Annotated in this window: 39 protein-coding genes and 2 tRNA genes; 21 read left to right on the top strand and 20 right to left on the bottom strand. The window is 38.4% G+C overall.

All coding sequences use genetic code 11. The features are described from left to right. From EL215_RS08085 to EL215_RS08170, 18 genes are all read right to left on the bottom strand, one after another. On the bottom strand, positions 1-222 hold the full coding sequence (locus EL215_RS08085; protein ID WP_126471382.1) for a hypothetical protein: 222 nt from the start codon (positions 220-222) through the stop codon (positions 1-3). A 38-nt stretch (positions 223-260) separates the two neighbouring features. Next, positions 261-779, bottom strand: a complete 519-nt coding sequence (locus tag EL215_RS08090) for a Rha family transcriptional regulator (RefSeq protein WP_126471384.1) — start codon at positions 777-779, stop codon at positions 261-263. 123 nt (positions 780-902) lie between these two features. Continuing rightward, complete coding sequence (locus tag EL215_RS08095) at positions 903-3020, bottom strand: phage terminase large subunit family protein (RefSeq protein WP_126471386.1); 2118 nt, start codon at positions 3018-3020, stop codon at positions 903-905. A gap of 2 nt (positions 3021-3022) precedes the next feature. Next, positions 3023-3496 carry a DUF1441 family protein gene (locus EL215_RS08100; RefSeq protein ID WP_126471388.1) on the bottom strand — a complete coding sequence of 158 codons (474 nt, stop codon included), beginning with the start codon at positions 3494-3496 and terminating at the stop codon, positions 3023-3025. 269 nt (positions 3497-3765) lie between these two features. Further along, positions 3766-4044, bottom strand: a complete 279-nt coding sequence (gene lysC, locus EL215_RS08105) for an Rz1-like lysis system protein LysC (protein ID WP_126471390.1) — start codon at positions 4042-4044, stop codon at positions 3766-3768. Continuing rightward, positions 3956-4291 carry a DUF2570 family protein gene (locus tag EL215_RS08110; RefSeq protein ID WP_126471392.1) on the bottom strand — a complete coding sequence of 112 codons (336 nt, stop codon included), beginning with the start codon at positions 4289-4291 and terminating at the stop codon, positions 3956-3958. The genes lysC and EL215_RS08110 overlap by 89 nt, the downstream gene beginning before the upstream one ends. Beyond that, positions 4261-4743, bottom strand: a complete 483-nt coding sequence (locus EL215_RS08115; RefSeq protein WP_126472050.1) for a lysozyme — start codon at positions 4741-4743, stop codon at positions 4261-4263. The genes EL215_RS08110 and EL215_RS08115 overlap by 31 nt, the downstream gene beginning before the upstream one ends. Before the next feature lie 43 nt (positions 4744-4786). After that, positions 4787-5038: a hypothetical protein gene (locus EL215_RS08120; protein WP_420026297.1), complete on the bottom strand. Its 252-nt coding sequence runs from the start codon at positions 5036-5038 to the stop codon at positions 4787-4789. Positions 5039-5104: 66 nt separating this feature from the next. Then, positions 5105-5178 (bottom strand) — tRNA-Trp (locus EL215_RS08125). 148 nt (positions 5179-5326) lie between these two features. Continuing rightward, entirely contained in the window at positions 5327-6169 is an 843-nt protein-coding gene (locus EL215_RS08130; protein WP_126471396.1) for a BRO family protein, read from the bottom strand. A 300-nt stretch (positions 6170-6469) separates the two neighbouring features. Continuing rightward, positions 6470-6964, bottom strand: coding sequence for a hypothetical protein (locus EL215_RS08135; RefSeq protein WP_126471398.1), 495 nt, complete (start codon positions 6962-6964; stop codon positions 6470-6472). 177 nt (positions 6965-7141) lie between these two features. Further along, positions 7142-7510, bottom strand: a complete 369-nt coding sequence (locus tag EL215_RS08140; protein ID WP_053465065.1) for an antiterminator Q family protein — start codon at positions 7508-7510, stop codon at positions 7142-7144. 1 nt (position 7511) lies between these two features. Further along, complete coding sequence (locus EL215_RS08145) at positions 7512-8066, bottom strand: recombination protein NinG (protein WP_126471400.1); 555 nt, start codon at positions 8064-8066, stop codon at positions 7512-7514. A gap of 168 nt (positions 8067-8234) precedes the next feature. Further along, positions 8235-8648: a recombination protein NinB gene (locus EL215_RS08150; RefSeq protein WP_126471402.1), complete on the bottom strand. Its 414-nt coding sequence runs from the start codon at positions 8646-8648 to the stop codon at positions 8235-8237. Further along, complete coding sequence (locus tag EL215_RS08155) at positions 8648-10027, bottom strand: replicative DNA helicase (protein ID WP_126471404.1); 1380 nt, start codon at positions 10025-10027, stop codon at positions 8648-8650. The genes EL215_RS08150 and EL215_RS08155 overlap by 1 nt, the downstream gene beginning before the upstream one ends. Then, positions 10027-10821 carry a helix-turn-helix domain-containing protein gene (locus EL215_RS10395; protein WP_126471406.1) on the bottom strand — a complete coding sequence of 265 codons (795 nt, stop codon included), beginning with the start codon at positions 10819-10821 and terminating at the stop codon, positions 10027-10029. Before EL215_RS10395 ends, EL215_RS08155 begins: the two co-directional genes overlap by 1 nt. Positions 10822-11157: 336 nt before the next feature. Further along, positions 11158-11598, bottom strand: coding sequence for a YmfL family putative regulatory protein (locus EL215_RS08165; RefSeq protein ID WP_126471408.1), 441 nt, complete (start codon positions 11596-11598; stop codon positions 11158-11160). A 54-nt stretch (positions 11599-11652) separates the two neighbouring features. Beyond that, on the bottom strand, positions 11653-11835 hold the full coding sequence (locus tag EL215_RS08170) for a Cro/CI family transcriptional regulator (RefSeq protein WP_126471410.1): 183 nt from the start codon (positions 11833-11835) through the stop codon (positions 11653-11655). 100 nt (positions 11836-11935) lie between these two features. On the opposite strand from EL215_RS08170, the gene EL215_RS08175 reads away from it, so the two are divergent. The 4 genes from EL215_RS08175 (at position 11936) to EL215_RS10285 (ending at position 15127) form a co-directional block, all read left to right on the top strand. After that, positions 11936-12589 carry a LexA family protein gene (locus EL215_RS08175; RefSeq protein WP_126471412.1) on the top strand — a complete coding sequence of 218 codons (654 nt, stop codon included), beginning with the start codon at positions 11936-11938 and terminating at the stop codon, positions 12587-12589. A gap of 3 nt (positions 12590-12592) precedes the next feature. Then, positions 12593-14440 carry an AAA family ATPase gene (locus tag EL215_RS08180; protein WP_126471414.1) on the top strand — a complete coding sequence of 616 codons (1848 nt, stop codon included), beginning with the start codon at positions 12593-12595 and terminating at the stop codon, positions 14438-14440. Between the two features lie 348 nt (positions 14441-14788). Further along, positions 14789-14865, top strand: a tRNA-Arg gene (locus EL215_RS08185). A 109-nt stretch (positions 14866-14974) separates the two neighbouring features. Then, on the top strand, positions 14975-15127 hold the full coding sequence (locus tag EL215_RS10285) for a hypothetical protein (RefSeq protein WP_164757073.1): 153 nt from the start codon (positions 14975-14977) through the stop codon (positions 15125-15127). Here the strand turns inward: EL215_RS10285 and EL215_RS08190 are convergent. Beyond that, positions 15105-15308, bottom strand: a complete 204-nt coding sequence (locus EL215_RS08190; RefSeq protein WP_126471416.1) for a hypothetical protein — start codon at positions 15306-15308, stop codon at positions 15105-15107. The two genes, EL215_RS10285 and EL215_RS08190, sit on opposite strands and share 23 nt — an antisense overlap. Before the next feature lie 504 nt (positions 15309-15812). On the opposite strand from EL215_RS08190, the gene EL215_RS08195 reads away from it, so the two are divergent. The 10 genes from EL215_RS08195 (at position 15813) to EL215_RS10300 (ending at position 20820) form a co-directional block, all read left to right on the top strand. Then, positions 15813-16835 carry a hypothetical protein gene (locus EL215_RS08195; protein WP_126471418.1) on the top strand — a complete coding sequence of 341 codons (1023 nt, stop codon included), beginning with the start codon at positions 15813-15815 and terminating at the stop codon, positions 16833-16835. Between the two features lie 107 nt (positions 16836-16942). After that, positions 16943-17197, top strand: coding sequence for a hypothetical protein (locus EL215_RS08200; RefSeq protein WP_126471420.1), 255 nt, complete (start codon positions 16943-16945; stop codon positions 17195-17197). Between the two features lie 259 nt (positions 17198-17456). Further along, positions 17457-18281 carry a BRO-N domain-containing protein gene (locus tag EL215_RS10400; RefSeq protein ID WP_232013304.1) on the top strand — a complete coding sequence of 275 codons (825 nt, stop codon included), beginning with the start codon at positions 17457-17459 and terminating at the stop codon, positions 18279-18281. 98 nt (positions 18282-18379) lie between these two features. Further along, positions 18380-18649, top strand: coding sequence for a hypothetical protein (locus EL215_RS08210; RefSeq protein WP_126471422.1), 270 nt, complete (start codon positions 18380-18382; stop codon positions 18647-18649). Further along, complete coding sequence (locus EL215_RS10290) at positions 18646-18810, top strand: hypothetical protein (protein ID WP_164757074.1); 165 nt, start codon at positions 18646-18648, stop codon at positions 18808-18810. The genes EL215_RS08210 and EL215_RS10290 overlap by 4 nt, the downstream gene beginning before the upstream one ends. Before the next feature lie 2 nt (positions 18811-18812). Then, on the top strand, positions 18813-18956 hold the full coding sequence (locus EL215_RS10295; RefSeq protein WP_164757075.1) for a hypothetical protein: 144 nt from the start codon (positions 18813-18815) through the stop codon (positions 18954-18956). Between the two features lie 9 nt (positions 18957-18965). Then, entirely contained in the window at positions 18966-19466 is a 501-nt protein-coding gene (locus EL215_RS08215) for a siphovirus Gp157 family protein (RefSeq protein WP_126471424.1), read from the top strand. 10 nt (positions 19467-19476) lie between these two features. Then, complete coding sequence (locus tag EL215_RS08220) at positions 19477-20130, top strand: ERF family protein (protein ID WP_126471426.1); 654 nt, start codon at positions 19477-19479, stop codon at positions 20128-20130. A 9-nt stretch (positions 20131-20139) separates the two neighbouring features. After that, positions 20140-20574, top strand: coding sequence for a single-stranded DNA-binding protein (locus tag EL215_RS08225; RefSeq protein ID WP_126471428.1), 435 nt, complete (start codon positions 20140-20142; stop codon positions 20572-20574). Between the two features lie 75 nt (positions 20575-20649). Continuing rightward, positions 20650-20820, top strand: coding sequence for a hypothetical protein (locus EL215_RS10300; RefSeq protein WP_164757076.1), 171 nt, complete (start codon positions 20650-20652; stop codon positions 20818-20820). Here EL215_RS10300 and EL215_RS08230 read toward each other — a convergent pair. Further along, the gene (locus EL215_RS08230) at positions 20815-21693 is read right to left on the bottom strand and encodes a DUF4393 domain-containing protein (RefSeq protein WP_126471430.1); all 879 of its coding nucleotides are present in this window, start codon (positions 21691-21693) and stop codon (positions 20815-20817) included. The two genes, EL215_RS10300 and EL215_RS08230, sit on opposite strands and share 6 nt — an antisense overlap. A 169-nt stretch (positions 21694-21862) precedes the next feature. Between EL215_RS08230 and EL215_RS08235 the strand changes: the two genes are divergently transcribed. The 7 genes from EL215_RS08235 (at position 21863) to EL215_RS08265 (ending at position 26190) form a co-directional block, all read left to right on the top strand. After that, complete coding sequence (locus EL215_RS08235) at positions 21863-22354, top strand: helicase (RefSeq protein ID WP_126471432.1); 492 nt, start codon at positions 21863-21865, stop codon at positions 22352-22354. Between the two features lie 3 nt (positions 22355-22357). Continuing rightward, complete coding sequence (locus tag EL215_RS08240) at positions 22358-22450, top strand: hypothetical protein (RefSeq protein ID WP_005656638.1); 93 nt, start codon at positions 22358-22360, stop codon at positions 22448-22450. 128 nt (positions 22451-22578) lie between these two features. Continuing rightward, positions 22579-23034 carry a hypothetical protein gene (locus EL215_RS08245; RefSeq protein ID WP_126471434.1) on the top strand — a complete coding sequence of 152 codons (456 nt, stop codon included), beginning with the start codon at positions 22579-22581 and terminating at the stop codon, positions 23032-23034. Positions 23035-23378: 344 nt separating this feature from the next. Then, positions 23379-24191 carry a BRO-N domain-containing protein gene (locus EL215_RS08250; RefSeq protein WP_126471436.1) on the top strand — a complete coding sequence of 271 codons (813 nt, stop codon included), beginning with the start codon at positions 23379-23381 and terminating at the stop codon, positions 24189-24191. A gap of 239 nt (positions 24192-24430) precedes the next feature. Next, a complete protein-coding gene (locus EL215_RS08255; protein ID WP_164757077.1) occupies positions 24431-24706 on the top strand; it encodes a hypothetical protein in 276 nt (91 codons plus the stop codon). 223 nt (positions 24707-24929) lie between these two features. Beyond that, the gene (gene ttcA, locus EL215_RS08260; protein ID WP_126471438.1) at positions 24930-25859 is read left to right on the top strand and encodes a tRNA 2-thiocytidine(32) synthetase TtcA; all 930 of its coding nucleotides are present in this window, start codon (positions 24930-24932) and stop codon (positions 25857-25859) included. Position 25860: 1 nt separating this feature from the next. Continuing rightward, complete coding sequence (locus EL215_RS08265) at positions 25861-26190, top strand: TusE/DsrC/DsvC family sulfur relay protein (protein WP_049358053.1); 330 nt, start codon at positions 25861-25863, stop codon at positions 26188-26190. The last annotated feature ends 16 nt before the right edge of the window (positions 26191-26206 follow it).

Consider the following 26206-nt stretch of genomic DNA (forward strand, 5'->3'; position numbering starts at 1 on the left):
TTAAAATCTCGCATATTTGATTCTGTGGCGTTTAACGCGCTGTCTTGTTTCCGCCAGTAACTCATTAAGCATTTGTTGATAGCGGTCACGTTGTTTTGTCCATTCTGATACTTGATAAGATACCGACCGCCCATTAAAGCTCACTTGGCTTTGGGCGTTTTCAATTTTCTCGTCAAGTGCTCTGATTTTTTCTTCGAGTTCTTCTCTTTCGTAGATAGCCATTTTTGCCCCAATAAAAAACCGCACTTTTTAAGGTGCGGTTAGTTAAGTAGTGGTAACTCAATTTGCAATTTGTCTTCAAAGATTTTTAGTGTTGCTTCAAGCAACGGCTTTTTACCTTTCCATTCGTTCAACGCTTTGCCACAAACGCTTGCTAATTGTTTTTCTGCTTTATGCTCACCCAAGGCTTGGTAATATTGCTCAAGCAATGTCATGTTGCCAGATAACAATTGATCTTGCATAAAATTAAATGCTTTGATGTAAGCGATCTTAATTGCCATTGCTTTTTTGGTTTTATATCCCATAACCAACAACATAAAACCGTCTTTTGTCATCTCAAACATTGGGCGCTTTTCGCCTTTTTTATCGATATATTCAACCAATCCAAAATTGGATCGGTTAAATTCTTCATCTCCAGATTCCAAAATTTCGCGGATATCACGCATTACGTGAGCGTGCAACTTGCCAAAAACTTTTGCTACAGTTTCTGATGTGGTAATAGTTTTAGATCCTTTATTTTGTACAAACTGTTTAAAATTTTCGTGATTTGCTAATTGCATTTTCTACCTCCAAATTTAGATAATAAAAAGCCCCAACTATCTCTAGTCAGGGCTTGAGTTATTACCGCAACATTCCCACCTTTTCATAGGCTCGGCATCTACCGATTTAAGGCTGTTTGGGAGTTAAAGCCAACCGCTTTTTTTGCCACCACCATTTAGCCAATTACTTTTTGTCTTGGCTTTCGGTTGCGGTTTTACTTGTTCAATTTCTACCGCACTTTCAGTTTCTTCTTCTGGTGCAGATGATTCTCTACGGATCACGTTAGGGTTTACGCTTGGCAATTTCGCCCAGTATGGGACATTGTCCTCATCTCCCCACTTAATACGCTCATAACCACGCAAAATTGCGATCGCATGGGCATAGCAAAATAAGTCAAATGCCTCATTGTTGCCCTTACCTGGTTTGCACCATTTGCCGTCTTGTCCGCGCTCCTCATAAGTCAGCTCATCAAAAAACCACTCCCCAAGCCAGGACGGGAAATGGATATAGTTAGCCCCGATAGTCTCACGGCTTAGTGCGTTACTAATACGATCTTTGAGTTGGTCTGTTTGAAGTAGGTATAGCGGCACATCACCTCGTGCTTTAGCATGACGATCTGACCGAGAAGTGTTATCAGGATAAGTGCGAGAAATCAGTTTTTGGCGCTTGGTGCTATCACCTTTGACGAGATACACTCGTTTTGATATGCCATCACGCTTACATCTACGCCAAAACTTATAGGCGTTATCTGTTACACCGTCCTCACCGCCACTATCCACAGCCATAGCAAGGATTGGCATGAATCCGCCATCTAATCCCTCAATACGATATTGCTTATTAAGCACATCGCTAATGAGTAAATCCCAGTCCTCAGGGTAGGCGGACGGATCAATCGGGAGACTTTCTCCGTCTGAATTGCTCCGCATTGATGATTTAATGTTGTATCTATCAATGAGCCACCGTTCGCTGTTTTCACCATATCCAACAATTTGGACGACAAAACGGCGATTCCGCCCACCCTGTACATCAACTGCAGCCAATAAAAAACGGCACCCATAAGGTACCGTTCTTTTTTCGCTTTCTTCGCGCCGCTCCATCAGCTCATCACTTCGGCGTTGCTCAAGTGCGGAGCGTGGTAAATAAGGCAATCCCCAGTCTGTATTTGTTACTGCCTTTAGCGTTTCTTCACTGCCAGTCATCTCAAATTCGTGCTCAGCAGTAAGTAATTTATAAGTTAATTGTGCCCATGTTTGATAAGCGGCCGCTGGGCCTTCTAGCCAAAATGATGCAATACGAGAGTTTCTTCCCTCGCCATGTATAACACCGTCTTTGTCTATCGTTTGCCCCTCTTTTAACCACTTGCCACCGATGTTTAATGCGCGCTTTCTGTCAGGCTCGATCAGAGTTTGACAGTGTGGGCATTGCAGCCGAGCTTTTTCCGATGCTTTGACATAATCGGTATCATCACGATAACCAACCATGTTAGCCATTGATGGCTCAAACCACTCAGAGCAAGTAGGGCATTGCCAATAAAATCTACGTCTGTCACCACGGTTATATAGTGACAAAATACCTGTTGTTGGCGGTGCCTCGTGAGTAGTTTTTGGATGATGTTTTATATCAACAATATCTTTGCCTGGCGAACTCTCTACAAGTGTCATACCGGCACTCATAAATGTAGTCGTCCGTTTGGACGCTAAACTAAATCCGTCGCCCTCACCGTCCACATCATCGGGCCATCGGTCGTAATCTGTTAACGCAACATATTTGTAATCGGATGATGACAATACGTTAATTGACGGCCAACCAATCTTTAATAGATTACCAGCCCTAAAATATTTATCGTGGACATTATTATCGTTTTTACGCGGGCTTAATCTTTTTGCAATCTCAGGCGAGCATCTAAAAGTGCGATCTAAACGTTTACGACTATGTTCACTGGCTTTCTCTTGTGTAAGTTGCACCAAGAGGAAATCAGACGGATCGCAAATAATCGCATAAGTAATCCACCCATCAATCAATCCGATTGTTTTACCAGTACGAGCTGGACCAACAAAAATTACTGCATCATACTCACGAGAGTTTAGGCAATCCATTGGTTCTAGCATATATGCAGCAGTATCTTTATCCCATTTAACAGAGTTACCACCTCCAACAGGCACGCGCATATACTCTGCGACAGCCTCAGATACTTTCATTCGGCGAGGCGGTTTAAGTAGATTTGCAATATCTCGTCTAATATCTTTAGCTGATGCAAACATTATTACTCCTCTGACTTGTCATCGCCAGTCTGTATGCGCGATGACATTTGCAATTTAATATCATCAATTACCTGCATTACACGGATTAATTGTGATGGATTTAATCCACAATCACGCTCTAAAATATCTGGCAATGTATCAAGTGGCTGCACTACTGATTTTGCTAAAAAGCTCATCTCTTGAGCAACTTCAAACGCCGGTACTAATTCCCCTGTGTCTCGCTCATATTTAAGTCTTTCATTTTCCGCCTGCCAAAATGCCCGTCTCTCAACAGGTGACAAGCTATCAACATCTGCCGTCATTTTTTCGGCAAGCCCGATTTTGATTAAATCGGATATTGCGTATAACTTTAATTTTGAGTTACTACCGATAGCAGGAGTAAGTCCTGCGACCCGTTGTGACACGGTCTGACGGTGCATTCCGACAAGTTCGGCAATCTGATTTATATTGAGTTTTAAGTCGTATAAATTATCCATAGCCGAGACCGTTAAAATGCCCAAAAAGAAAAAAGATGATGATGCCTAAGATGTCAAAAAACTGTCGAAAACCGCGAGCCCGAAACCCCGTGGAAAGGGGTATCCCCTCAGGAGTACCTTTTGCCGTCACGATTCTTTATAAAAATCACTCGATATATTTTTGTTTTGTCCATAAAACATAGCTTAGGACTACCCTCGAGCTATCATCAGATAATCAAGATCAGTCCTAATGTATGTGCCTGTATATGCCAATAAAAAAAGACCGCACTTTAATTGGCGGTCTTGGTTTGGTTAATCCACTTATTGAGATTATCTACTTGGCTTGCGCACTTGTCTCGCTCTGCGGTTACCTTGACTAACTGTAATACGACATCACCGTAAGTCTCCCCGGTAAATGCTGTCTTAGCACACGGCACCGTGTAGGCTTGAGGTGGGTAGATATAGCTCGTCTTGGTTGTGTTACTTCCGCAGGCGCTCAAGAGCAGACTGAGGCAGACGAGTGTTAGCACAAGGTTGTGTTTTAATAATCGTTTTAATTGATTCCGCATTTTCTGCTGCCATCCGTTCGATTTCTTCGTTGCGTTGTTGTTGCGCAATTACCGCGGCGCGCTCTTGTTGCAATGCCGCATTTAGAGTTTTGTTGGTTTCTTCTTGTTGTTTAATAGTTTGGGCTTGCACTTGGTTTTCGGCTCTTAGTTCATCTATATTCTTTGATTGGTGCCAAATCCAACCGCACAAGCCCAAAATCGTTATCGCAATAAAGGCTATCGCGTAGGTTTTAAATTCTGCAAACATAGTGCTTTTTCCTTTTCTCTGCGACTAACAAGCCCAGGTAACACTCTTCCGCCAGCTCTCGTCCAGCGTGATAACTCATTACACGCTTGCGCATACTTGCCTGCATTGAGATATTTAAACATTGTGGATTTCCGCATTGCACCACAGCCAACATTAAACGTGATAGATGTTGCAGCATCAAAAACGGGTTGCGGTAAATTTCGTCCGTTTCCATATTGATTCACGCATTTTTCGGCCACCTGAATATCATTCTTCCAGCGTTCGGCAATTTCCAAATCCGTATAGATTCGTTTCGGCTCAATCGGCAGTCCGCTATATTCTGTTGAGCCAATACCAACAGTTAGCACATCTGATGGGCATTTATACGGCTCACGGCGACAACCCTCAGCGTTACCAATAATTTCCGCACCAGCGGGGCTTAATTGGATTTCATCGCCATGCGAGGTGTACATCACTGCAATAATACTGATAACGGAGCAAACACCTAATGCACCTCTAGTCTTTGATAATTTCAATATTTAACCCCTGTTTTAATCTTGCCACCATCAGCGCGTGAATCTCTTCTTTGCGCTCTTCTTCGCGCTTCAGCAAGCGGCCTTCCCAGAATTTGGAATACATATTCACAAGCGCGGTCAAAATACCAATCGCAAGACTAAGTAACATTAAATTATTCTGATCGCCAAGCCACGCCAAAAAGCCAGAAAAACCCGACCAGACATAGCTTTGATTTCCGGGATCTTTAAACATTCTCATACTCCACCCCGCTTTCTCGAGGCAATAAAAAAGCCCACGCATTAACGTGAGCTTGTGATATGGCAAAGGCGCAAGGATTCGAACCTCAATTAGCGATTTTGGAGACCGCTGTCTTACCATTAGACTACGCCCTTATAGTTTGATAACAAAAAGCCCCGACCGTTTCCGATCAGGGCTGTAAAATTCTTTTGTTCGTTTGCCATGCGCTAAAACCGCAAATTACCGAATATAGTACACTTTCACTTGCAAGTAATCAAGTGTTTTTATAAATTTTATGATGTTTTATTGGGCGATGAGGTTTTTCGCTCTTTCCCAGTTCATTCGATTAGACGCTTTAAATGGCGCAATCAATTTCTGAATGGTAGGGAGTGTGTTTTTGTATTGGCGTTGATATTCTTGGTGATGGCTGATCACCATTCCCGTGAAATAAGAGCCGATAGTTTCTAACGGTTTGATCATATCGCCAAGTAAGGTGTTCATCTGCTTGTGTCCACACCAAAGCCAAACAAGTTGTTCGAGTTCGTACTCAGTGAATTCAAAACTGAATTTCTTTTCACTGCTAGGCAGTTCAGGATCAGTGATCAACTCCCCTTCTAAAATTATCTTGTGTACATACTCTACTGCTTGCGGTAATTGCTCAAGGGTTAAATCTTCTATGCTTTCTACATTAAAGCGTTGATGGACTAAATGATAGGCATCAGAATAAATTAATCCCTTTTTGCTCACGAGCATATTCACGGCATTGCGTAATCCAGTTCTGTCATTGACGGATGTTTTGCTTTCATATTTTCCTGTTTTGCGAATAGTAGGTAATACTTCTGATGTAACCCATTTTCTAAAACGGTGTGGGATAGATCCTTTTTTCACTGCATCACGGCAACGTAAGATCAAAGTGTACATTCCGCTTTCGCTTACTACAGCCATTTCTTGCTTTCCTCCAAGGGTGTCGGTTAAAGCGACACCCTTTTCATCGTCATCTAATCTTTCGATTGCATCACGATAATTTGAGATATTGATAGCATTACAAAGATCTTTTGCAACAAACCAAGGCTCGTTATTAATAGCTAAAGTGCGGATGGATTTTGATTCAAAATTGAATGTGGATAATTGAGTTTGAGTTGTCATTTTTCTGTTCCTTTTGAGGGATTGATTGTTTACCCATAATTGGGCGACCAACGGCTCAAAACTAGCAGAAAATCTAGCGGAGTTATTCCCTTTCGGTATTGTATTCCTCGCACCGTCGGTCATTGATTCTTTGAGAACTTTATAATGGCGGTAAAATTCTCAAATTTTAGATACAAAAAAATCACGCTGACGGGGTGAATAATCCGTTTTCTGTTAGGCTTTTGAGACCTTGTAAAACATATTAATAAAAAGCCCCTTTGTAGTCAAGGGGCTTTTATTTGTAAATTATCTCTATAAAAATTACTTCTTATCTGTAAATTTTATCCATGCTTTAGTAATCTCTGCGAGACCCATTCTTTCATCGCGGCTCAGAATATGATTAATCCCACAACTACTAATCATTACTTTGTTTTCCTTCGCCATAAATTCAAGGTATTCGTCGAACGAATATTTAGCTCTATAAGATAGTTTACGCTCACCTCTTTCTTCTAATTTTACAGTAATTGGCTGCAATCTTTTATTGTTAATCAAGATCTCCGTATCGCGCAAGCATTTACTTTCAGACTTTTCTCCAACTATATTTAAATCAATCGATTTAAAATCACCTATTCCCTGTGCATCAGATAACATAATGCTAGCATAGGAGAATTGCTTGTTTTTTGATAACTCTTGTATATATAAATTCCCAAAAAATAAAACGTCTCTGTCATCAATGCTAACAATATCGTCCCCACAAGCTGTCAACATCAAACCAGCTGCGAACAATAATAATTTTTCCATTAATAATTTTTTCATTTTGTATTCCTCGTATGCTATATAGACTCGCTAATTCTACGAAACACAAAACATTTATTTAAGTTTTTAATCAAAGTTTTTTCTAATTTTGTGACCTACATCTCAAATTCAGGATGCTCTATCAAATTATCAAATAAAAAATCTATATAGATCTAATTTAGATCTATATAGATTTATTTATCCCAAAAACATAAACTTAATCTTCGCCCCAGTAAATGCACCTTTTAGGAATCTAACGCCCTTAGCACGCTCACGATACATATGCGCAGGAGAAATATGGAGTGCGGTACAAATATCTCGTTCATTTGCTTGCTGAACGTATAACGCCATTAAGATTTGATATTGCAGCAAGCTATCCTCGTGAAGATTCATAATCTGCTCCTCAATTTTTAAACATTCGTCATCCGTTAAGAATCGAATGTGAGCCTTGCGCACGGTAGGTAAAACAGGAATAGAAATTGTGGTGCTTGGGTATTCTGTGCCAATTCTGTCTCTGCCCCAGCAATTACCCCACTTTTCCAACACTCTCTCAACGCTATACGACATTCTACTCTCCTTCCAGCTCTTTAATTTTCGCTTTGTAGTATTTGATGATTTCTTTGCAATCTTCGACCGTGTACTTTTTCGCCTCGTGGTCTTGCCGCTCCAACCAAGCAACCTTATCTGCACCGATTTTATTCACAAGATTGATTCGGTACTCAATAATGTTTCCGCTCTTGTGGTCATTACAGGGTGCGCATTGCTTATGCACGTTTAATTCGCAAAATCTTAGTTCTGGACAAGCTCCAACACTCCGATAATGCCCTGCGTGATACTGTCCTGTGTGATATTTACCGCAACTTATACAAGGCTCATTTTTATCACGTAAACGAATAAATTTATTAAATACCGATTGAGCATCTTTCAACCATTCAGAGCGGCCTTTTAATTTAGCTTTACGCTCTCTTCGCTCTGCTCTTTCCTCTTTCTCTCGTTTCTTTCTTGCCTGCTCTTTTGAAAGGATAATCGCACATTTAGGCGAGCAGACTTTTTGTGTTGAGCTTATTGTTTTCACAAAGTAGTTGCCGCATACTTTGCATTTGGATTCCTTAGGCTTGCTCATATCTACCACCATTTACCAGTGATTAAAATTGTCCCTATAACTACACAGGCGTAAGCTATAATTAAAATTTTCAATTCTTTCTCATTCATCGTCCGCGCCCTCAATAAAACAAATAATCACAAACGCAACCACAAAGAGAACTACTGCTAAGGCTATTTCTTCTCTCATTTAAAATCTCCACGTATCGTTAAATTTAACGCCGTTCTCAACGCCCCAAGCGGTTGTATATTCGATAAGACTCGCCAATCGCTTTACGCTCATTTGAGCAGTGCTTTCTCGCAGATTGATTACTTCACCCTCAAGCCCGATTACCATTTCAGCTTGTCCACCTGTTGCGATTTTATGGGCTGATACCATAATCATTTTCCAAGTGTCTATGTCTCGCTTTTTACCGTTGAATTCGCACTGTTTGGATATATCGCTTAGTAGTGCGTGTAATTTACTGTTCTGTTCAAGTGAGCGTGTCATTGGTTGGATTTTTACCACCAACGGATTTTTGTCGTCCGTTGGTAGTTCTTTGATGAATTCAATGCAGTTCAACCGCACTTGGTTTGAGCGTAGAAAGAATTGTTTCTTGTCCATTACTGAATCACCCCTTTCCCGTAACTTTTCGCATAGCTTTTTTGTGCTTGTTGCGGTTTTTCGTTTAAGTCTTGATAGGCTTTTGCCTGATCGCAATCAACAAAATGACCTTTATCAAATCTCATATAGGCAGTGCCTAATTCACCGAAACGGTTTTTAGTGATAATGGCCTCTGAATATGGATTATCTGTATCAGCCTTATAAGCGCCCTCACGGTAAAGCATAATGATTTGACTGGCATCTTGTTCAATTGAGCCCGAATCTCTTAAATCAGAGTTTACTGGGCGTTTTACTGCACGGCTATCTACATCACGGTTAAGTTGGCAAAGTAAAATAATCGGGATATTGAAATTCTTGCTAAACGTTTTAAGCTTGCTCATTGAATTTGAGATAGCTTGTGTTAAGTTGATGTTCTTTTCTTGCTTGTGGCTCATTAAGCCTAAATAATCAATCACAATCGCAGAAAGATTGCCTACATCGCTAACATGTCGTTCTGTAATCGCACAGATTTCATCTGCTGATAAACCACCACGGTCAACGAAATAGATTTTTTGCTCACGAAGATCGGTGATCGCATTGGTTAAGAGGTTGTAATCTAAATCATCTAAGTCTTGTGGATTGCGGAGCTTCTTAACACCTACGCCACCCGTTGCACTTAACAAGCGGTCGATTAATTGGAAGTTACCCATTTCAAGACTGAAAAATAATACTGAACCGTTGTTTTTAGCGATGTTTCGTGTAAGTGTTAGACTGAATTCTGTTTTACCTGTACCAGGACGACCTGCCACCACAACTATGTCGGTAGAATCAATACCGCCTAGAATGTTATCCACCGCTTCAATGCCTGTGTAAAGTAAACGCTCTTTAAAATCGCTTTTTGAGCGTTTTTCTAGCACATCGATGTAAGAACCCATTAATTCGCCCATTACCACAGGCTTAATCTCTGTTTTACTGACAAGGAGTTTTTGAATTTGGTTTAACGCTTTTTGAGTTAACTCGTTCACTTGGCTTTCGTTGCTAGCTTGCGACATCTCGCCGGCAAGTTTAAGCATAGTTTGTTGAGCTGAACGGTTTACCCAAGAAGAATGGATTTTTTTCGCATAACCTAAAAGGTTTCCACCGTAAGTCGCACCGTTTGCCATTTCGGCCAACGTTGCTAGGTTTTCGCCATAGTCTTGTGATAACAGCAAGAAGTCGATTAAATCGTGTTTACGGGCTTGTTTACGAATGTTTGCGTATAAAGCACCTAGATTGTAGATTGAGAACATTTCAGGTTCTAACCAACTAATCACTTCACGAGCTTGAGCGGTTAATCCTGTCGCTAGCATTGAGCTGATTAGTCCGTATTCTAGGTTGTAGTTATTATCCTGCGTTACCATTACAAATTCCCCTCTAAAACTTTATCCAGTGTTGACTCTCTCAAAATGTATTCAAAATCTGCTTTCCAGCCTCGATTATTTTCGCCAAAGTAGAAACTCGGGGCGGACTGTAAGAAGTCCTTGATGTACTCACCGAGCGAGGACTCTACATCGTTGTCAATTTCAAATCGTTTAATAAACACTTGAGCTAGTTTCTTAATCGCTTTCTTGCGTTTATCACTTAACTGTGATGGATTTGCGATTAGTGGTAGATTTGAATTTAATTCTTTAACCAAGTCGTTGTATGTTTCTGCTACTGCTGAATAATTCACTTTGATTGAATTTTGTTTTTTGTCAGTGTGCGGCTTGTCCGCACCCCCGACTTCCGTGTGTTCTGCGTTAGCAGAATTTTCATCGTCAGATACATGGTTAATTGATAGGTTAAAAGAGTGACTGGTTATGGGTGCAGAATTTTCACTACCCCCTAGTGCAGAATTTTCACTACCCAGTGCAAATTTTTCACCCCCTAGTGCAGAATTTTCACTACCTTGCTCAAGGTGTAAAAGATATAAATTTGCACTTGAACCATCTTTATTTTTTCGCGCTTTTTTGGTGACCAATCCCATTTTGATTAAATCATCAATGTGACTAATCGCACTACGTTTTGACATTTCGCATTTATCGGCAATGTATTGATAACTAGGAAAACAAATTCCATCATCATTGGCATTATCAGCTAGTTTTAAAAGCACAAGTTTTCTAGCAGGATTGCCAACCTTACAATTCATAGCTTGAACCATTAATCTCATACTCATATTTCCAATTCCTCAATCGCTTGATCTGTTACTCTGTCGTATTCTTCTTGGCTTGTATTTCGCTCTCTTAGCTCTCTTTTAACTGCCTCGTACGCTAGGATTTTTTCTCTGTCGTCTAAGCTAGCTACAAATTCGGGTGAGAATAATCTTTCCATATCACGCCTCTAACCAATATTGGGCCACACGTTTTTTAAGCGTCGTAGATACGAGAGCCAAGACGTAAGCAGTTAAAGCGCTTTTCTGCGTAAAAGTGCTTGCATTTTCGTTTGTAATTGGTAATAATTGCTCCATCAGTATATTCCTTAATAAATTAACCACGGCGGACACCGTGGTTTTTTATTTCTTGTGTAACACAATCGCACATTCAATCGAATGTTGCGTCGCTACCAAATGTTTACTCAATGCTTGACGTATTTTGTCTTCTTCTTTCGAGGTGATTTCACCGTCTTCTAATGCCTTTTCTAATACAGCAAACAATAAACCACGCGCAGAAAGCTCGTGAAGTTGTAAATTGGCAAGCTCAACCTTGTCTAATTCATTCTCTGCCACATCAGGTACAAAACGACCACCAGCGGTACGGCAAAGCTCATCGATAAAATCAGTGCATCTATACTCAAGCTGAAGTGCGATCAATTCTTCGTTTTTGAATCGTTGGCCTTTTATTTGATAAAGGCGATTCTTTAATTCACTTTCGGTAAAACCTAGGAATCCTGCTACCGCACTTCTCCCCCCAGGAATCCGATCAATCATTTCGATAATAACTTTCTTCATTTCCATAATTTTTGCCTTATTTTTATGGTTTTCTTTTTTCGTGGAAGATTTAGACTTTTTTCAAGCTTTTGAATAAAGATCTGAATCGACTTTTAACTTACCCTTAGTTAAGTATTGCAATTTATATGCATTTTTTTCAGGGATTACCTTTCCCCATTGGGAAACTGCGGCAGGACTAATATTCAAAACTCTGGCAAGTTTTCTAGAGTTGCCAAAGAATTTAATAACATCATCTTTAAACATAAGATTCCTTAAATGTAATTTAAGATTACTTTAAATATTATCATCAAAGGAATCTTAATGCAATAAAGGTTAAGATTGCTTAACAAACAAGGAGTAATTAATGAACAATGAAACAATTGGAGAGCGCATTAAGCGTAGAAGAACAGAGTTAAAACTGACACAAAAAGAGTTAGCTAATGCAATTAAAGGTGTCTCAAATGTGGCAATATCCCAATGGGAATCAGATACCACAAAGCCAAATTCTGAAAATATCTTAGACTTATCAACCGTATTGCAATGTGATATTAGCTGGTTATTGCGTGGTAATGGGCAGTCAAATGTATTACCAGCAAGCATTGGTGGAAATAAAATCCCCTTAATTAGCTATATTCAGGCTGGAAAATGGTCGGGAATATCATCTCTTAAAGAAAGTTGTGGTGATTTTGATTATGTCTTTACAGATCTTGATGTTTCTGAAAATGCTTTTGCGCTTTCTATAATTGGGGATTCTATGGAGCCTGAATTTAAAGAGGAAGATGTCATTATTATTGATCCACTGGTGCAACCTGTTGCAGGAGAATTTGTCGTTGCAATTAATGGAGATTATGAAGCAACCTTTAAAAAATATCGCCCCCTAGAAATAGATGAATATGGTCGAACTCAATTTGAATTAATTCCTTTAAATTCAGATTACCCTAAAATGTCTAGCTTAAAGCAACAAATATCAATTATAGGAACGATGGTGGAGCATCGAATTTACAGAAGAAAGAGATAAGTTATGGGCAAGGGGATGATTGAAAAAATGAAAACATTGAGTTTAACTTCTAATAGACAAAGAAAAGATTCAACGATAAAAGTTATAAAGAAACGAAAAATTCCTAAAATATTATTGAATGAAATAAATGAATATGCCCCACCAATTCAAGAGGAAATAATAATTCCTAAAGAGATAAAAGATAAAGCTCTCACTAAGATAAAAAGAATATATATAAAATCATTCCGCGGGTTAAAAGAAATTGACTTATCTATTGCGGATAACATTACATTAATCGCTGGCAGAAATGGAACTTGTAAATCAACAATACTGGGGATTATTGCACAATGTTTTTCTTTTAATAAAGATTACTCTCAATTAGATGAGAAAGGAAAATTCTTAAATATTTCCTATAAAACATTAACAGGGAAAAAGTTTATATCCTATGCAACGGAACATTTTAGATTATCTGAAAAGTATGATCTTACAGGCACAATGGATATTAACATTGAAGTCTATGATGCAATTAATCAGCTTTATCTAGATAAATTACAGTTACGCCTAACTCAAGAGACGAATAAAAATGGGCAGCTGGTTCCACGTTCTAGACTTAGAAATAACCAAGATACTGACAGAGCGGTAACTCACCCAGTAATTTATCTTGGATTGAAAAGAATGTTTCCTATTTCAGAAAGAAAATATGAAGAAAAAGAAAATGAAAAATTTATTCAGGACAACATCAAAGATTTTTTGAAAGATAATAACAATATACTTGCCAAAAGATCTTCTCAAGTAACTACAACCTTGGGTATAGTAAATTCTATTGTCGCTCATTCTGACAGTTATGATCATCAATCAGTATCAGTGGGAGAAGATAACGTTGGCCAGATATTACAAGCAATTTACTCATTTAAGAAGTTAAAACAGGACATGGGAGATAATTATAAAGGGGGGATTATTTTAATTGATGAACTAGATTCAGCTCTTTTCTGCGCGGCACAAATTAGACTACTTGACTTACTAGAAAAATACTCGAAAGAACTACAATTACAGGTAATTATTACATCTCATTCCATTGAGATAATGGAGCGACTTTACAAATCAAGTAAAAGGAAAGATCAAGAAAATAATTTCAAGGTTCATTATCTAACAAATGCGTATGGAAGAATAAAACTGCTTTCAGATATAGATAAAATGAAAGCGGATATAAAAGACTGCATTCCAGACGAATATCTTTCATCACCAAAAGGCATAAATGTTTACACAGAAGATCAAGAGGCAAGAGATTTTTTACATAAATTATGTAAAGATAGTATCATTGAAAAACAACTTAATATACTTGACGAAATACATATAGGCTGTAAAAACTACAAACAATTTATCAAATATAATATTCCAGAGTTTACGAAAAAATCACTTATTATTCTTGATGGAGATAATCGCACAGATGAAGACCTGATCAACAATACAAATGTAGTATGCTTACCAACAGAACTCCCTCCCGATCAACTACTGTTCGAATACTTACTAAATAAAGATGAGGAAGATCCATTCTGGGAAATAAACGAAATCCCCAGATCAACGATCATCTCATTGCGCGCTTCATTAGATATCACAACAAGGTTAGATATTAATACAGGGGAAAAATTTGATTTAGTTCAAGTCATTAATGAATATAGAGAATCCGATGTAGTAAAAGAAAAGCCTCCGCTTAGAAAGCTATTTAAGAAATGGTATCAATCTCCAGAAATCCAGCATCTTATCAAAAATAAGTCACTATACGAAAACTGGCTGCAAAATAATCCACAATATGTGACATCCTTTCTGAATTCTCTCCAAACCGCACTTCAATACACTCAAAAATACGCATAAATCAAAGCCACAAAGTGGCTTTTTGTTTATGCAGTTAAGTTTTCTTAAATAAAATAATAAAAAATCTTAAATTTTTATTGCTTATGTATTTAAGATAACTTAAAATCAATCTCATCAAAACGAGATACACAATCTCAAAGCTCTTTAAAAACTTGGTCTCGTGCGGGATATAAATTATCGGCTGATTAAAGTCGAGTAACCCCAGAGCAGAAAACTGTACTGCGTGTTTAACCGAAGTGATGTGGTTGGCAGGTCAATGGCAGCGCTGTTTATATCTTTAAGCAATCCCTTAGAGGATACGAGTTCAGTCGGGGAAATGGCAAACAAGCCCACGGACTGGTTACTTACGCCCTATTAGCTCAATCGTATAGAGCAATTGTCTTCTAAGCGATAGGTTACAAGTTAGAATCTTGTATGGGGCGCCATTCTAAAGCACATTTGAAGTACAGAGACACAACGGCACGTGAAACCGTTGCGAATGATAGAGAGAAGTGTGCTTTGAAATGGCAAACATAAAACAAACGAGGTTAAAAAATGGAAGAAAAGAAAAAAATAAGCCCAAATGATAAAGAGAAAATCAAATGGGCTGTATTAGAAAGCGCGGCTAAAAATACCAGCTTAACGCCTAGTGAGTTAGCGGAAGCACTTTGTTTGGCAATTAAGTTTATTGACCTCTATGAGCGTTAATAACTTCCGCACTTGTTACTTCGTCAGAAATAATTTCCTGTAGATTTTTTGAAAGCGTAGAAATAAATTCAGCGATTTCATCTGCAGTGAATTGATTTAGATTTCTGTAATGCTCAGATGATGTTCTTAATACATCTCTAGTCATAATTAAAGCTAATTTGTCAGCAGTCTTTTTAAGCATAATGATTACCTCATAAGTGGTTGTTGTGACTAAAAATATTATATTCCTCATTGTTGTGACTATCAATAGGGACTTGAGCCTTGCAAGTATAAAGAAAGGTATTTAATGTCTCTTTGTTGAGTTGGTTGTGGAAACCGACACCGTTAAAAACACTAATATAAAATTAGTTAATGCTGACTTTTGGAAAAACGAAATGGGTTCAAATCCCGAAAGAGCCACCAGCTAAAGCCGCTTTCACCGTGCGAATGGAATCGCCCAGTCTTCTTGAAAATTAAATGGATCGAGAGCGGCTCTAGCTGGTTACAGCAATAGCATAATAAAAAATATCTCCTTTAAGATTGGTTATACCCCTAGTTGCTTATAGCTGGCTCTAGGGGATTTTTTTATTAACGTAATTTAGTTTGTGAAATTCACATTGACACCGCCCACACTTCGGATTAAGATACCCCCACTTTCAAGCCGTCTCCAACGGCTTTTTTTATACCCAAAATTCAAGGAATGTTTATGTGGAAAATTGAAAATGTTGACGAATTATCGGATTTTATTCAAACGCTAAAAATTCGTGATCAGATTGATTTTGAAAAGGTTGAATTTGATTTTCTAAAACAGGTAAAAATCAAAATTCAAGGCGATCCACTGCGTTATAATGGCAGTATCAACTACGCTATCTGCAAAGCGATTTGTGAATTCCAAAATGAAATCTGGCGTACTTATGCTGAAATTAAAACAGGTAAACCACACATTACTCAGCTTACCCAAGAAGAAAAAGATGCACTGGAAATCACTTTCACCATCAACGAAGGTTGCACAGAAATCATCGCCGATCTCAAAGATTTATTTAAAGAAATGCGCAAATGTTTTATGGGACTAACAAACGGTATGACAGGTAAACAAAAAATCTTTACTTACACCACGCTGGCCATTTGTATTGGCGGTGCAGTAGTTGGTATGAAATGGGTTGAAAGCCAAAAAGATATTGAGCTTGCTCAAATTCAATTGACAGAGAAACAAGCCACTGAAAACATCGAAGCCCAAAAACTAACAACTATTCTAACCACCATTAAAGACGTGGCAAACCACAGTACCAATTCACGCTTTAAACAATCTATTCAATCTATTGAAGAACATACTGAAAAAGCTTACAGCGAAGTCGTGCGTGCAGCAAGTGATGCGGAAAATATTACAATTTCCAGTAATAATGCGGAAACTAAATTAGACAAACAGCAAATCACAAAAATAGTTGATGAGCTCAATAGCCAAGAAAAAGCAAAAACCACCCCTGATGCCATTGATTTATACATTGACGGCGTAAAACGGCAAGAAGGGAAAATCACTATCTTTGCTCGCACTTTACAAGGCGAAACCTTTACCGCCAACATCGATAGCGATATGTTAGGCGATGAAGGTGTGAATGAAATTATCGACCGAGTAAAAGATATTAACACCATCAAGCTAAGTGGAATGGTAAAACGTCGTGCAGGAAAGATTGAACAGGCGACATTTAGTACCATCATTGTCGAAGAATAAAAAGATTATTGACAAAAACCGCCATCAACGGATAAGATAACCGCACTTTCAACAGAAAGTCAGTAGCCACAATTAAGTGGCTTTTTTTGTACTTAGCGGGGACCAAAATGAAGATAAAAAAAGAACATCAAGAATGGATTAAACAATACGCCAAAAGTCATAACCTTACCGAAGAAGCTGCGTTGAATAAATTGATTAGTGACGTGCGCGAAACGCAAGAAACTGAACGAATGAATTTACAACAGCAAATTATCGAAAGATTACCGCACTTAAACCTCGAACAAATGCGTGAAATTCGTCAGCGTGTTGAGCAGTTTTACCCAACGCTCTTTCACGTTTTGTCAGAAGCAATTAAAAAATAATTTCGCTTTACAACCCCAAATTCTTATATTACTATGCGTCTAAGGTGTCGAAACCTAATGCAAAAAGGCGGATAGTTCAACTGATCGCCACATGGCGATTTTTTTATATCCGTAATCCTGACTATGTCGGGAGGGCGACTAATACAATACCTTCGGGAAATAAGTCCAGCCCTTTCCTTTTTGCAGGGTTTTCGAACCTCCCGACGCCACTGTCGAAAGTGGCTTGTTTAAACAAACAAATAGCAAAAAGGATTACAAAATGTCAAATCTTACAATTTTCAATTTTGAAAACACTCCTGTTCAAACCATTGTAGAAAACAATGAAATCTTTTTTAGAGCAACTCAGCTTGCAGAATTGTTGCAATATAAAAATCCACATGACGCATTAAGAAAACACGTTGATTCTGACGACCTAGCAAAACGCGAGATCGTGAATACTATCAATAAACGTGCTCAAGTTCTCTTCGTGAATGAAAGCGGAATGTATTCATTAGTCTTGAGTTCAAAATTAGAGCAGGCCAAAAAAGTAAAACGTTGGATAACTAAAGAAGTTCTCCCGCAGATTCGTAAAACAGGAAAATATCAACTTCAACCACAACAAAAAACCGCCGTTGATGACCGCGCTGGCTTACGTAATGCCGTCAGCTTCTTAGTGAATAAAAAAGGGCTCATCTATTCTGAAGTTTATCAACTGATTCATCAACAATTTGGCGTCGAACACATTGATGAACTTTCTCAGGAACAACTTTCTCAAGCCATTAAATACATTCACTTTCTTACCCTAAATCTTGATGGTTTATTTAAAAAAGGCGAAGAAGTTATCATCCCTGAATATATTTTCGATGCCATTATGAAGCATGCAAAACTGGCTCAAAAACTGGCAGAGAAAGTTATTTGCTATCAAGAAAAACAATTTGCTTTACTCGGCATAGCTCGCCATTACCGAAGTAACGAGCTTACCAGCCGTGCAAATAGCCTACTTAGTGAATTTTCTTATTTTTTACACGAGGGCGAAAAACTGCTCGCACAACAAATAGAAAATCCATCACTAACGCAAATTAAAAAATTATCTTTTAACGCGTAAAACACCACAAAATCCGACCGCACTTTTCGCCTTAGAAAATTGTGTGGCGGATTTTTACACCCGAAATTCACGAAATCGACTAAAAAGGAAACAAAAAAATGGAAAAGTTTACTGATGTATTGGCCGAAGCTATCCCCTTTCTTTGTAAAACAGTCATCGCCCTTGTTCTTGCTTTTTTAATTGGCGGAATCTCCTATTGTTTTGCAAGTGAACCTACCCCACTCGAACGAGAAAAAGCGAGAGTGCAATGGATTGCTGAATATGGGCAATATCAGCCAAATCTAACAGAGCCAGCTAAACGAGAGACTCTAGCTTATACAGAACAAAAACAAACAGAAATTAACCGCACTTTAGGAGAAAAACAATGAAACGCACAACGCTATCTTCTTGGCTATGCGATAGTGACCACGACTACTACGCACAATTTGAAGAGCCTAACTATGAGCCAGACGAACCCGAAGAAGATTGGCGTGAACCTGAAGATGCTGATTGTGAATATTGGCAATCCAATTGTTATGGGAGAGGTTAAAAATGGAAGAAACACCAGGTGAACGCCTAGAAAGTAAGGCTGAATTGTTAAATGCCATTCGAGATTGGTTGTGGCAAGAACGAATTACGCCAGAAGAATTACAAGCTGAAATTGAATATATCCAACACAACCAGCTACCATTCTAAGGAGCTACGATGAAACTTTACGAAATCACCGAACAACTCGAAAACATCAAAGAATTGCTCGAAAATCCTGAATTTGTAGATAACGCTGATATTGCCAAAGCATTAGATGCGGTGCAGCAAGATTTTGACAAAAAAGCGGAGAATGTCGTCTATGTCATTAAAAATACAGAGGGTGATATTGAAGTGATTGACGCTGAAATTAAACGCTTACAGGCAATGAAAAAGCAGCGCCAAAACGGTATTGAGCAGATTAAAAACTATCTCAAACACAATATGGAAGCAACGGGCACGGCAAAAATTAACTGTCCATTGTTTACCATTTCTTACCGTGAAAGTAAGCAAAGTGCGGTGCAATTAGATGAAGATTTATTCCTCGCCAACAACTGCGATGAAACCCTTGTTAATGTGAAAATCACAGCAAATAAAACCGAAATTAAAGCACGATTAAAAGCAGGGGAAGAAATTCCTGGTGCAAAATTGGTTGATAGTCAAATTCTGACGATTAGATAAGGAAAGATAAATGGAGCTACAAAGTGCAAATTTAAGCGAGCTTATGCCTGAACTTATTCAAGCGATTAGCCAGCTTGGAAATCTAAGCAAAGATAAACAAGGTTATGGTTATAAATACGCAGAACTAAGCAAAGTGCTTGATACCTGTCGCCCAATTCTCGCGGAACATAATTTAGTTATCACGCAACTTGTTACTGTCCTAAATGACGAGCCAACACTAGTGACAACGCTATTTCATAAAAGCGGGCAGTTTTTACGGAGTTGTTATCCATTGGTTAAGGCTGGAGTTAAGCAAGCTAACGATGCTCAGCAAGTTGGTGCGGCCATTACTTATGCTCGTCGTTACGCTTTAACTGCAATGTTATTTATGGCGCAAGAAGATGATGATGCGGCAAGCGTGGGAAAGCGTGAGCAGTCATCGCCCCCAAAGTCCGAGCGGCCAAACAACTCCAACAAATCGACCCCGCAGGCTATGAGCTCTACTCAAGCTAATGTAACTAGCAAATCGATTATAGAGCAACTTAAAGATAGGCTGAAAGGAAAAACCAAAGAGGAGTGCGGTAAAATTTACGATAAGTCTATCGTTTGGTTAAAGGAAAAACACCCCGATCTCGTTGATGAATACAATCTAATGTATAACGATTATTTACTTAATTTAATGTAAGGAAAAACTATGGCTCGTAATACCAATACTGTCATATTAATCGGTCATTTAGGTGGTGATCCAGAAATCCGACAATTCCAAAATGGCGGTCAAATTGCAACATTTAATCTTGCTATCGGCGATGATTACCGTGATAAACAAGGTAATACAGTTAAACGCACACATTGGATACCCATTGTAGTGCACGGCAATTCTGCCGATGTAGCAAGACAATATCTTCAAAAAGGCTCAAAAATCTGCGTAACAGGAAAACTGGTACAGGAAAGTTGGCAAGATCAAAACGGCAATAATCGCACCGCACTTAAAGTAGCGACACAATCGTTTGAAATGCTAGACAGTAAAGCAAGAAATGAGATGCAACAGCCAACCAAAGATAAAGAAAAAACCGATCCATTAAGTGCAATGGCTGAACAAGATGGGTTTAATGATGATATTCCGTTTTGAGGTGCTTATGAAAATCTATAGCAGGATTTAACGAGTAAAATTTTTAAATCGTAACACAATAATAAGGATGGCATAATGGAAATATTAACTTCAGCTATAATGGCACTAATAGTCTCGTTACTTGTGCATTGGTTTACCATTGCACAAGTAACAAAATGGTTTGATAAATTCTTTTTCGAGCAAAATCAGATAATGAAAAAATATGCTGATGATGTAAAAGAAATTATTGATGGGCGAAAATTATAAGCAGATCTTACAGAAGTTTCTGCCAAGAGCAGTTAGGCGTATGATGCCTTTTTGAATATCAATTGTTGTATCTTGGCTTAATTTTTTAAGATTTTCGATAACTAGTTCCTGGTGCTCTTGTGAAGCTCCTTGAATTATACCGCCCCCATTGAGATAATTTAAAGTCTCTTTATATGACTGTATTTCTTGTGTTCTTCTTGCCTTTAATTCTAGAATGAGGCTATTTCCTCTATGTTTCTCATAAAGAGATTCGTCATTTTTCTGGGCGTCATATGTAACATCCACTAGTTTCAATCTAATAAGATTATCAATAGACGGTTCAATTAAAGTATTATCTTGGCATTTGGGATTACCCAAAAAAATATGCTTAAAATGCTCGGTATATCCTCCAGTTGTGTCAGTTTCTCTAACACTTGAAATGGTTTCATCCCTGTTGTGGTAAAGATAATACAAATTCTGAGCATCTAGCGGACTAAGCATTTTTATCATTTCTGAAAATGATGGATGAATATCATTTGCTTTTGAACTATCCATTGCAGATACAATGAGATTGGAAAACATATCTCTAATTTCATCCTTATTAATACGAAACTTAGCTGATTCTAGTGTAGAACCAATTACCTCAACATCAGGCTCAATGCGATTTTCATCAAGAATTTTAGTTGATTTATTTGTGATTTCTTCTTTGAATTTGTCAACATTATTGGCAACTTCTATTTGTTTTTTCTGCCGTTCTTCATCCCATTTTGCACCAAAAACGACATACCATATATCACTTACTGTTTGCCCAATGCCCTTGGATGCAGTTGCTGTAATTTCTTTACCAGCCGCTACAGCAATACTAGTAGCAGCTGTTGATAATGGTTCACTCATAGTAAAATCCTCTTTATTTATGTGATATAGATTAAAGTTTGATCGCAATAATCATATCACTAGGTAGAGAGGATTTCATTATGATTGACAACCGCCCCAACTTCGGATTAGGATACTCCGAATTTCAACAACCTCTTTTAGAGGTTTTTTTATACCCAAAGCGTGGAATATGGCAGAATTATTTATTGAATCTGAATATCATTCAATTCCTCATCAATTTGCTGAATTTCGTGTAGCAAATGTTGATTATATTATTGATTTCTCATCGGATAATGATGTGATTGAAAGCCTCTTTTCTTTAGATGAACGCTTAGAACCGCTATTAAAAAATCGTAGCACATACAGTGTCAAATTTGGTGTGAAAGAATACTACGAAAGCACCGATCCAAATATCGATCTATACGCTCCACCAATCAATCATCAGATAAAGAAAACCGATATTCAGCACTTAAAAGAACAACTTGAAACATTGCTCTATAAGCACTATTTAATTTACCAACCTGAATGTTATTTTTTCATCGCTGAACGCCCCTCATTGAGCCGAATGTATCAAAAAATGTGCGACAATCGCCATCCACTTATGATAGACTTTCAACCAATCGGGCAACTAGGCGAAAACTCTGATTGTTTTATTATCAAAACCCCAAACTATAAGGAGTAAGCAATGGCAGAAACTAAACCCAGTGCAAAAGAACTTAAACGTCAAGCTATGCTTGCTTCACGTTTAGCTTACCAAAAAGCAAAAAATCAATCATAAAAACCCGCCCCGAAAAATTCGGGGCTTTTTATTGACACCACTATTACTTCGGATTAAGATACCCCCACTTTCAACAGAAAGTCGATAGCCACAATTAAGTGGCTTTTTTTGTATCTGCGAGGTAGATAATGACACCTGAACAATTTGCTATGCACGCTACCCCAATTAACAAATCTGCGATCTATACGGTCTATCGTCCCAATCTTGGATATAAGGGGGATAAAACATTCGAACGTTGTGAAGAGTACGATAATGTTATCCTTGCGATTGAACAAGCAAAGGCTCAATTAAAAGTCAAAAAAGATAAATACAAACGCAAGAAAAACCATATCCCAACTATCCACAAAGCCAACTTTGAAGAAAAATATCAATTTGAAATTAGCGAGTTAGAGGCTCGTTTGTCCAATCTGGAACAACTGAAAGAAGAAATAAAAACGAAACACGGCATTATTAGTAAATATGGGAAAGAGCCTGAATTTACTCAGTTGTTACTTGATGAACTCTACCGTATTATCGAACCTGAACGCTTTGAAGCAGCTGTGAGAGTGGCAAAACAAAAATTTGCTGAACTTACGCAAAAATAACTTTACAAATTACCGCTTGTTATTTTAGACTAAAGCCTATCGAGTAACCGAGTAATCGGTGAAAGTCGGGATCGCAGTCCTGAAAGAATAAGTGGCGGTAGTAACGATCGCCTAATGGCGATTTTTTTATAGCCGAAATCTAGCAAATTAAAACCTTTCAACAAGGTAGGATCGATTTGATCCCCCCTTTGAAAAGTTGTCAATGATGGGCTAGGTAAGGGGGCGAAAGCCCACTGGAAGTTTAACCGCTTATTCACCAGGACTGCGAACCTTGCCTAGTTCATCACCAGTAATCGCAGTTGCTCGTGATGATTGAATTTAAATTCAATTTAGAGAATAAGCGTATGACAACTTTAACTTTTCAAAATACTACCCTTTCGGTTATCAACCAAAACAATCAAACATTCTTAACAGCAAGTGATTTGGGCAAGGCGTTAGATTATTCCGATGCCGATCGTAGTGTTCGCAGACTTTATACCGCTAACGCAGATGAATTTACCCCAGAAATGACCGCACTTGTGGAAATGCAAACTGCAGGCGGACTTCAAAAAGTGCGTATCTTCTCATTGCGTGGCGCACACCTAATTGCAATGTTTGCTCGCACCAAAATCGCCAAAGACTTCCGCAAATGGGTACTTGATGTTTTAGACAAAGAGGCAAACCAACCACAGCAAAAAACCGCCGTTGATGACCGCGCTGGCTTACGTAATGCCGTCAGCTTCTTAGTGAATAAAAAAGGGCTCATCTATTCTGAAGTTTATCAACTGATTCATCAACAATTTGGCGTCGAACACATTGATGAACTTTCTCAAGAACAACTTTCTCAAGCCATTAAATACATTCACTTTCTTACCCTAAATCTTGATGGTTTATTCAAAAAAGGCGAAGAAGTTATCATCCCTGAATATATTTTCGATGCCATTATGAAACATGCAAAACTGGCTCAAAAATTGGCAGAGAAAGTTATTTACTATCAAGAAAAACAATTTGCTTTACTCGGCATAGCTCGCCATTACCGAAGCAACGAGCTTACCAGCCGTGCAAACAGCCTACTTAGTGAATTTTCTTATTTTTTACACGAGGGCGAAAAACTGCTCGCACAACAAATAGAAAATCCATCACTAACGCAAATTAAAAAAATATCTTTTAACGCGTAAAACACCACAAAATCCGACCGCACTTTTTTAAGTCTGCGGCGGATTGCTACACCTAAAATCCGACAAAAGGAACAGAAAATGAACAAATTAATCATTACGCTCGTGTGTGCATTTGTGGTGTATATGGCGCACACCTTAAATCTTAATCAAGACTGTGACGGCAAAGTCTGTCACATCGAACAGACACAACAATATTAACAAACCACCGCTCTTATGGGCGGTTTTTTATTGGAGTTTTTATGGACAAAATAACCCTATTAGATAAAGCAGAAAAAGAAATGTCAGAAGCTATTAAGATTATGGCTGTATCGGCTTTCACCGAAAAAAGCCAGAACTTAATCCCTCTTGATTATGTGGCCGCTCTTGTCGGTTGCCCTTATCAACACACTGCTAACGTTATCGTAAAACAGCCTAGCTTTCCAAAAGGCGTTAGATTGAAAGAGAAATCACACCCGAGATGGATAGCTGGCGAAGTTATTCGCTGGTGTAGAATTAACGCCAAACGCATCAAATAACATTTCAAATATCCCACCATTGGCACAATTCACTTCTATGATATAATAATGCTCAAACAAGGATATTTTATCCAATACGTTTTAGAGCAAGTACGCCAAAATTACGCCAGAAGTCAAAAATCTCTTTAAAAATCAATACAGGAAGAAACTGACCCTAGGCACCACAGAATTTATAAGCTCTGAAGTTAATTCAGAGCTTTTTTATTAGCTAAAGTAAATCAATATGACAGAACAAATTCTAGATAAAAAACAGACTTATAATTTCAATAAATTGCAAAAACGTCTTCGCCGTAATGTAGGCAATGCAATTGCTGATTTTGGCATGATTGAAGAGGGCGATAAAGTAATGGTTTGTCTTTCTGGTGGTAAAGACAGCTATACACTTCTTGATATTTTGTTGAATTTACAACAAAGTGCACCGATTAAATTTGATATTGTAGCGGTCAATTTAGACCAAAAACAACCAGGTTTTCCTGAGCATGTTTTACCAGAATATCTGCAAAGTATTGGTGTGGATTATAAAATCGTTGAAGAAAATACTTATGGCATCGTGAAAGAGAAAATTCCGGAAGGTAAAACAACGTGTTCTCTCTGCTCTCGCCTACGCCGTGGTATTTTATACCGTACAGCAACAGAACTTGGTGCAACCAAAATTGCACTTGGACACCATCGTGATGATATGTTGGCTACCCTATTTCTGAATATGTTCTACGGTGGAAAATTAAAGTCTATGCCTCCAAAATTGATTTCAGATGATGGCAAACAAATCGTGATTCGTCCATTGGCTTATTGCAAAGAAAAAGATATTGAAAAATATGCCGTAGCCAAAGAATTCCCAATTATCCCTTGTAATTTATGTGGTTCTCAACCTAATTTACAACGTCAAGTGGTGAAAGAAATGTTGAATACTTGGGACCGTCAATATCCAGGTCGCTTAGAAACCATGTTTAGCGCGATGCAAAACATTACGTTGTCACACTTATGTGACCCAAAACTCTTCGATTTCAAAGGCATCAAACATGGCCAATCACTTGATGGTATTGAAGGGGATACCGCATTTGATGAAGAACGCATCGAACCAATGAAATTTGATGATGAAGAAACGTCCGACTACGCCGATAATGAAATGATCAGCTTTAAAGAAGTAAATTAATATGATTACCGTGCAAGGAAAACAAATCGAAACCGACGCCTTTGGCTATTTGTTAAATATTGCAGAGTGGAATGAGGATGTAGCAAAACATATCGCTCAGTTAGAAGGTATAGAACTGGCCGAAGCTCACTGGGAAGTGATTTATTTTGTGCGTGATTTCTATCAAGAATATAACACCTCCCCTGCGATTCGAATGCTGGTAAAAGCCATGTCAGAAAAATTAGGCTCAGATAAAGGTAATAGTCGCTATTTGCAACGACTCTTCCCTGACGGACCAGCTAAGCAAGCAACCAAACTGGCGGGTCTGCCAAAACCGGCTAAATGCTTATAAAATAATGTAACCGCGC

Source organism: Haemophilus parainfluenzae (assembly GCF_900638025.1).
Classification (GTDB): Bacteria; Pseudomonadota; Gammaproteobacteria; order Enterobacterales; family Pasteurellaceae; genus Haemophilus_D; species Haemophilus_D parainfluenzae_J.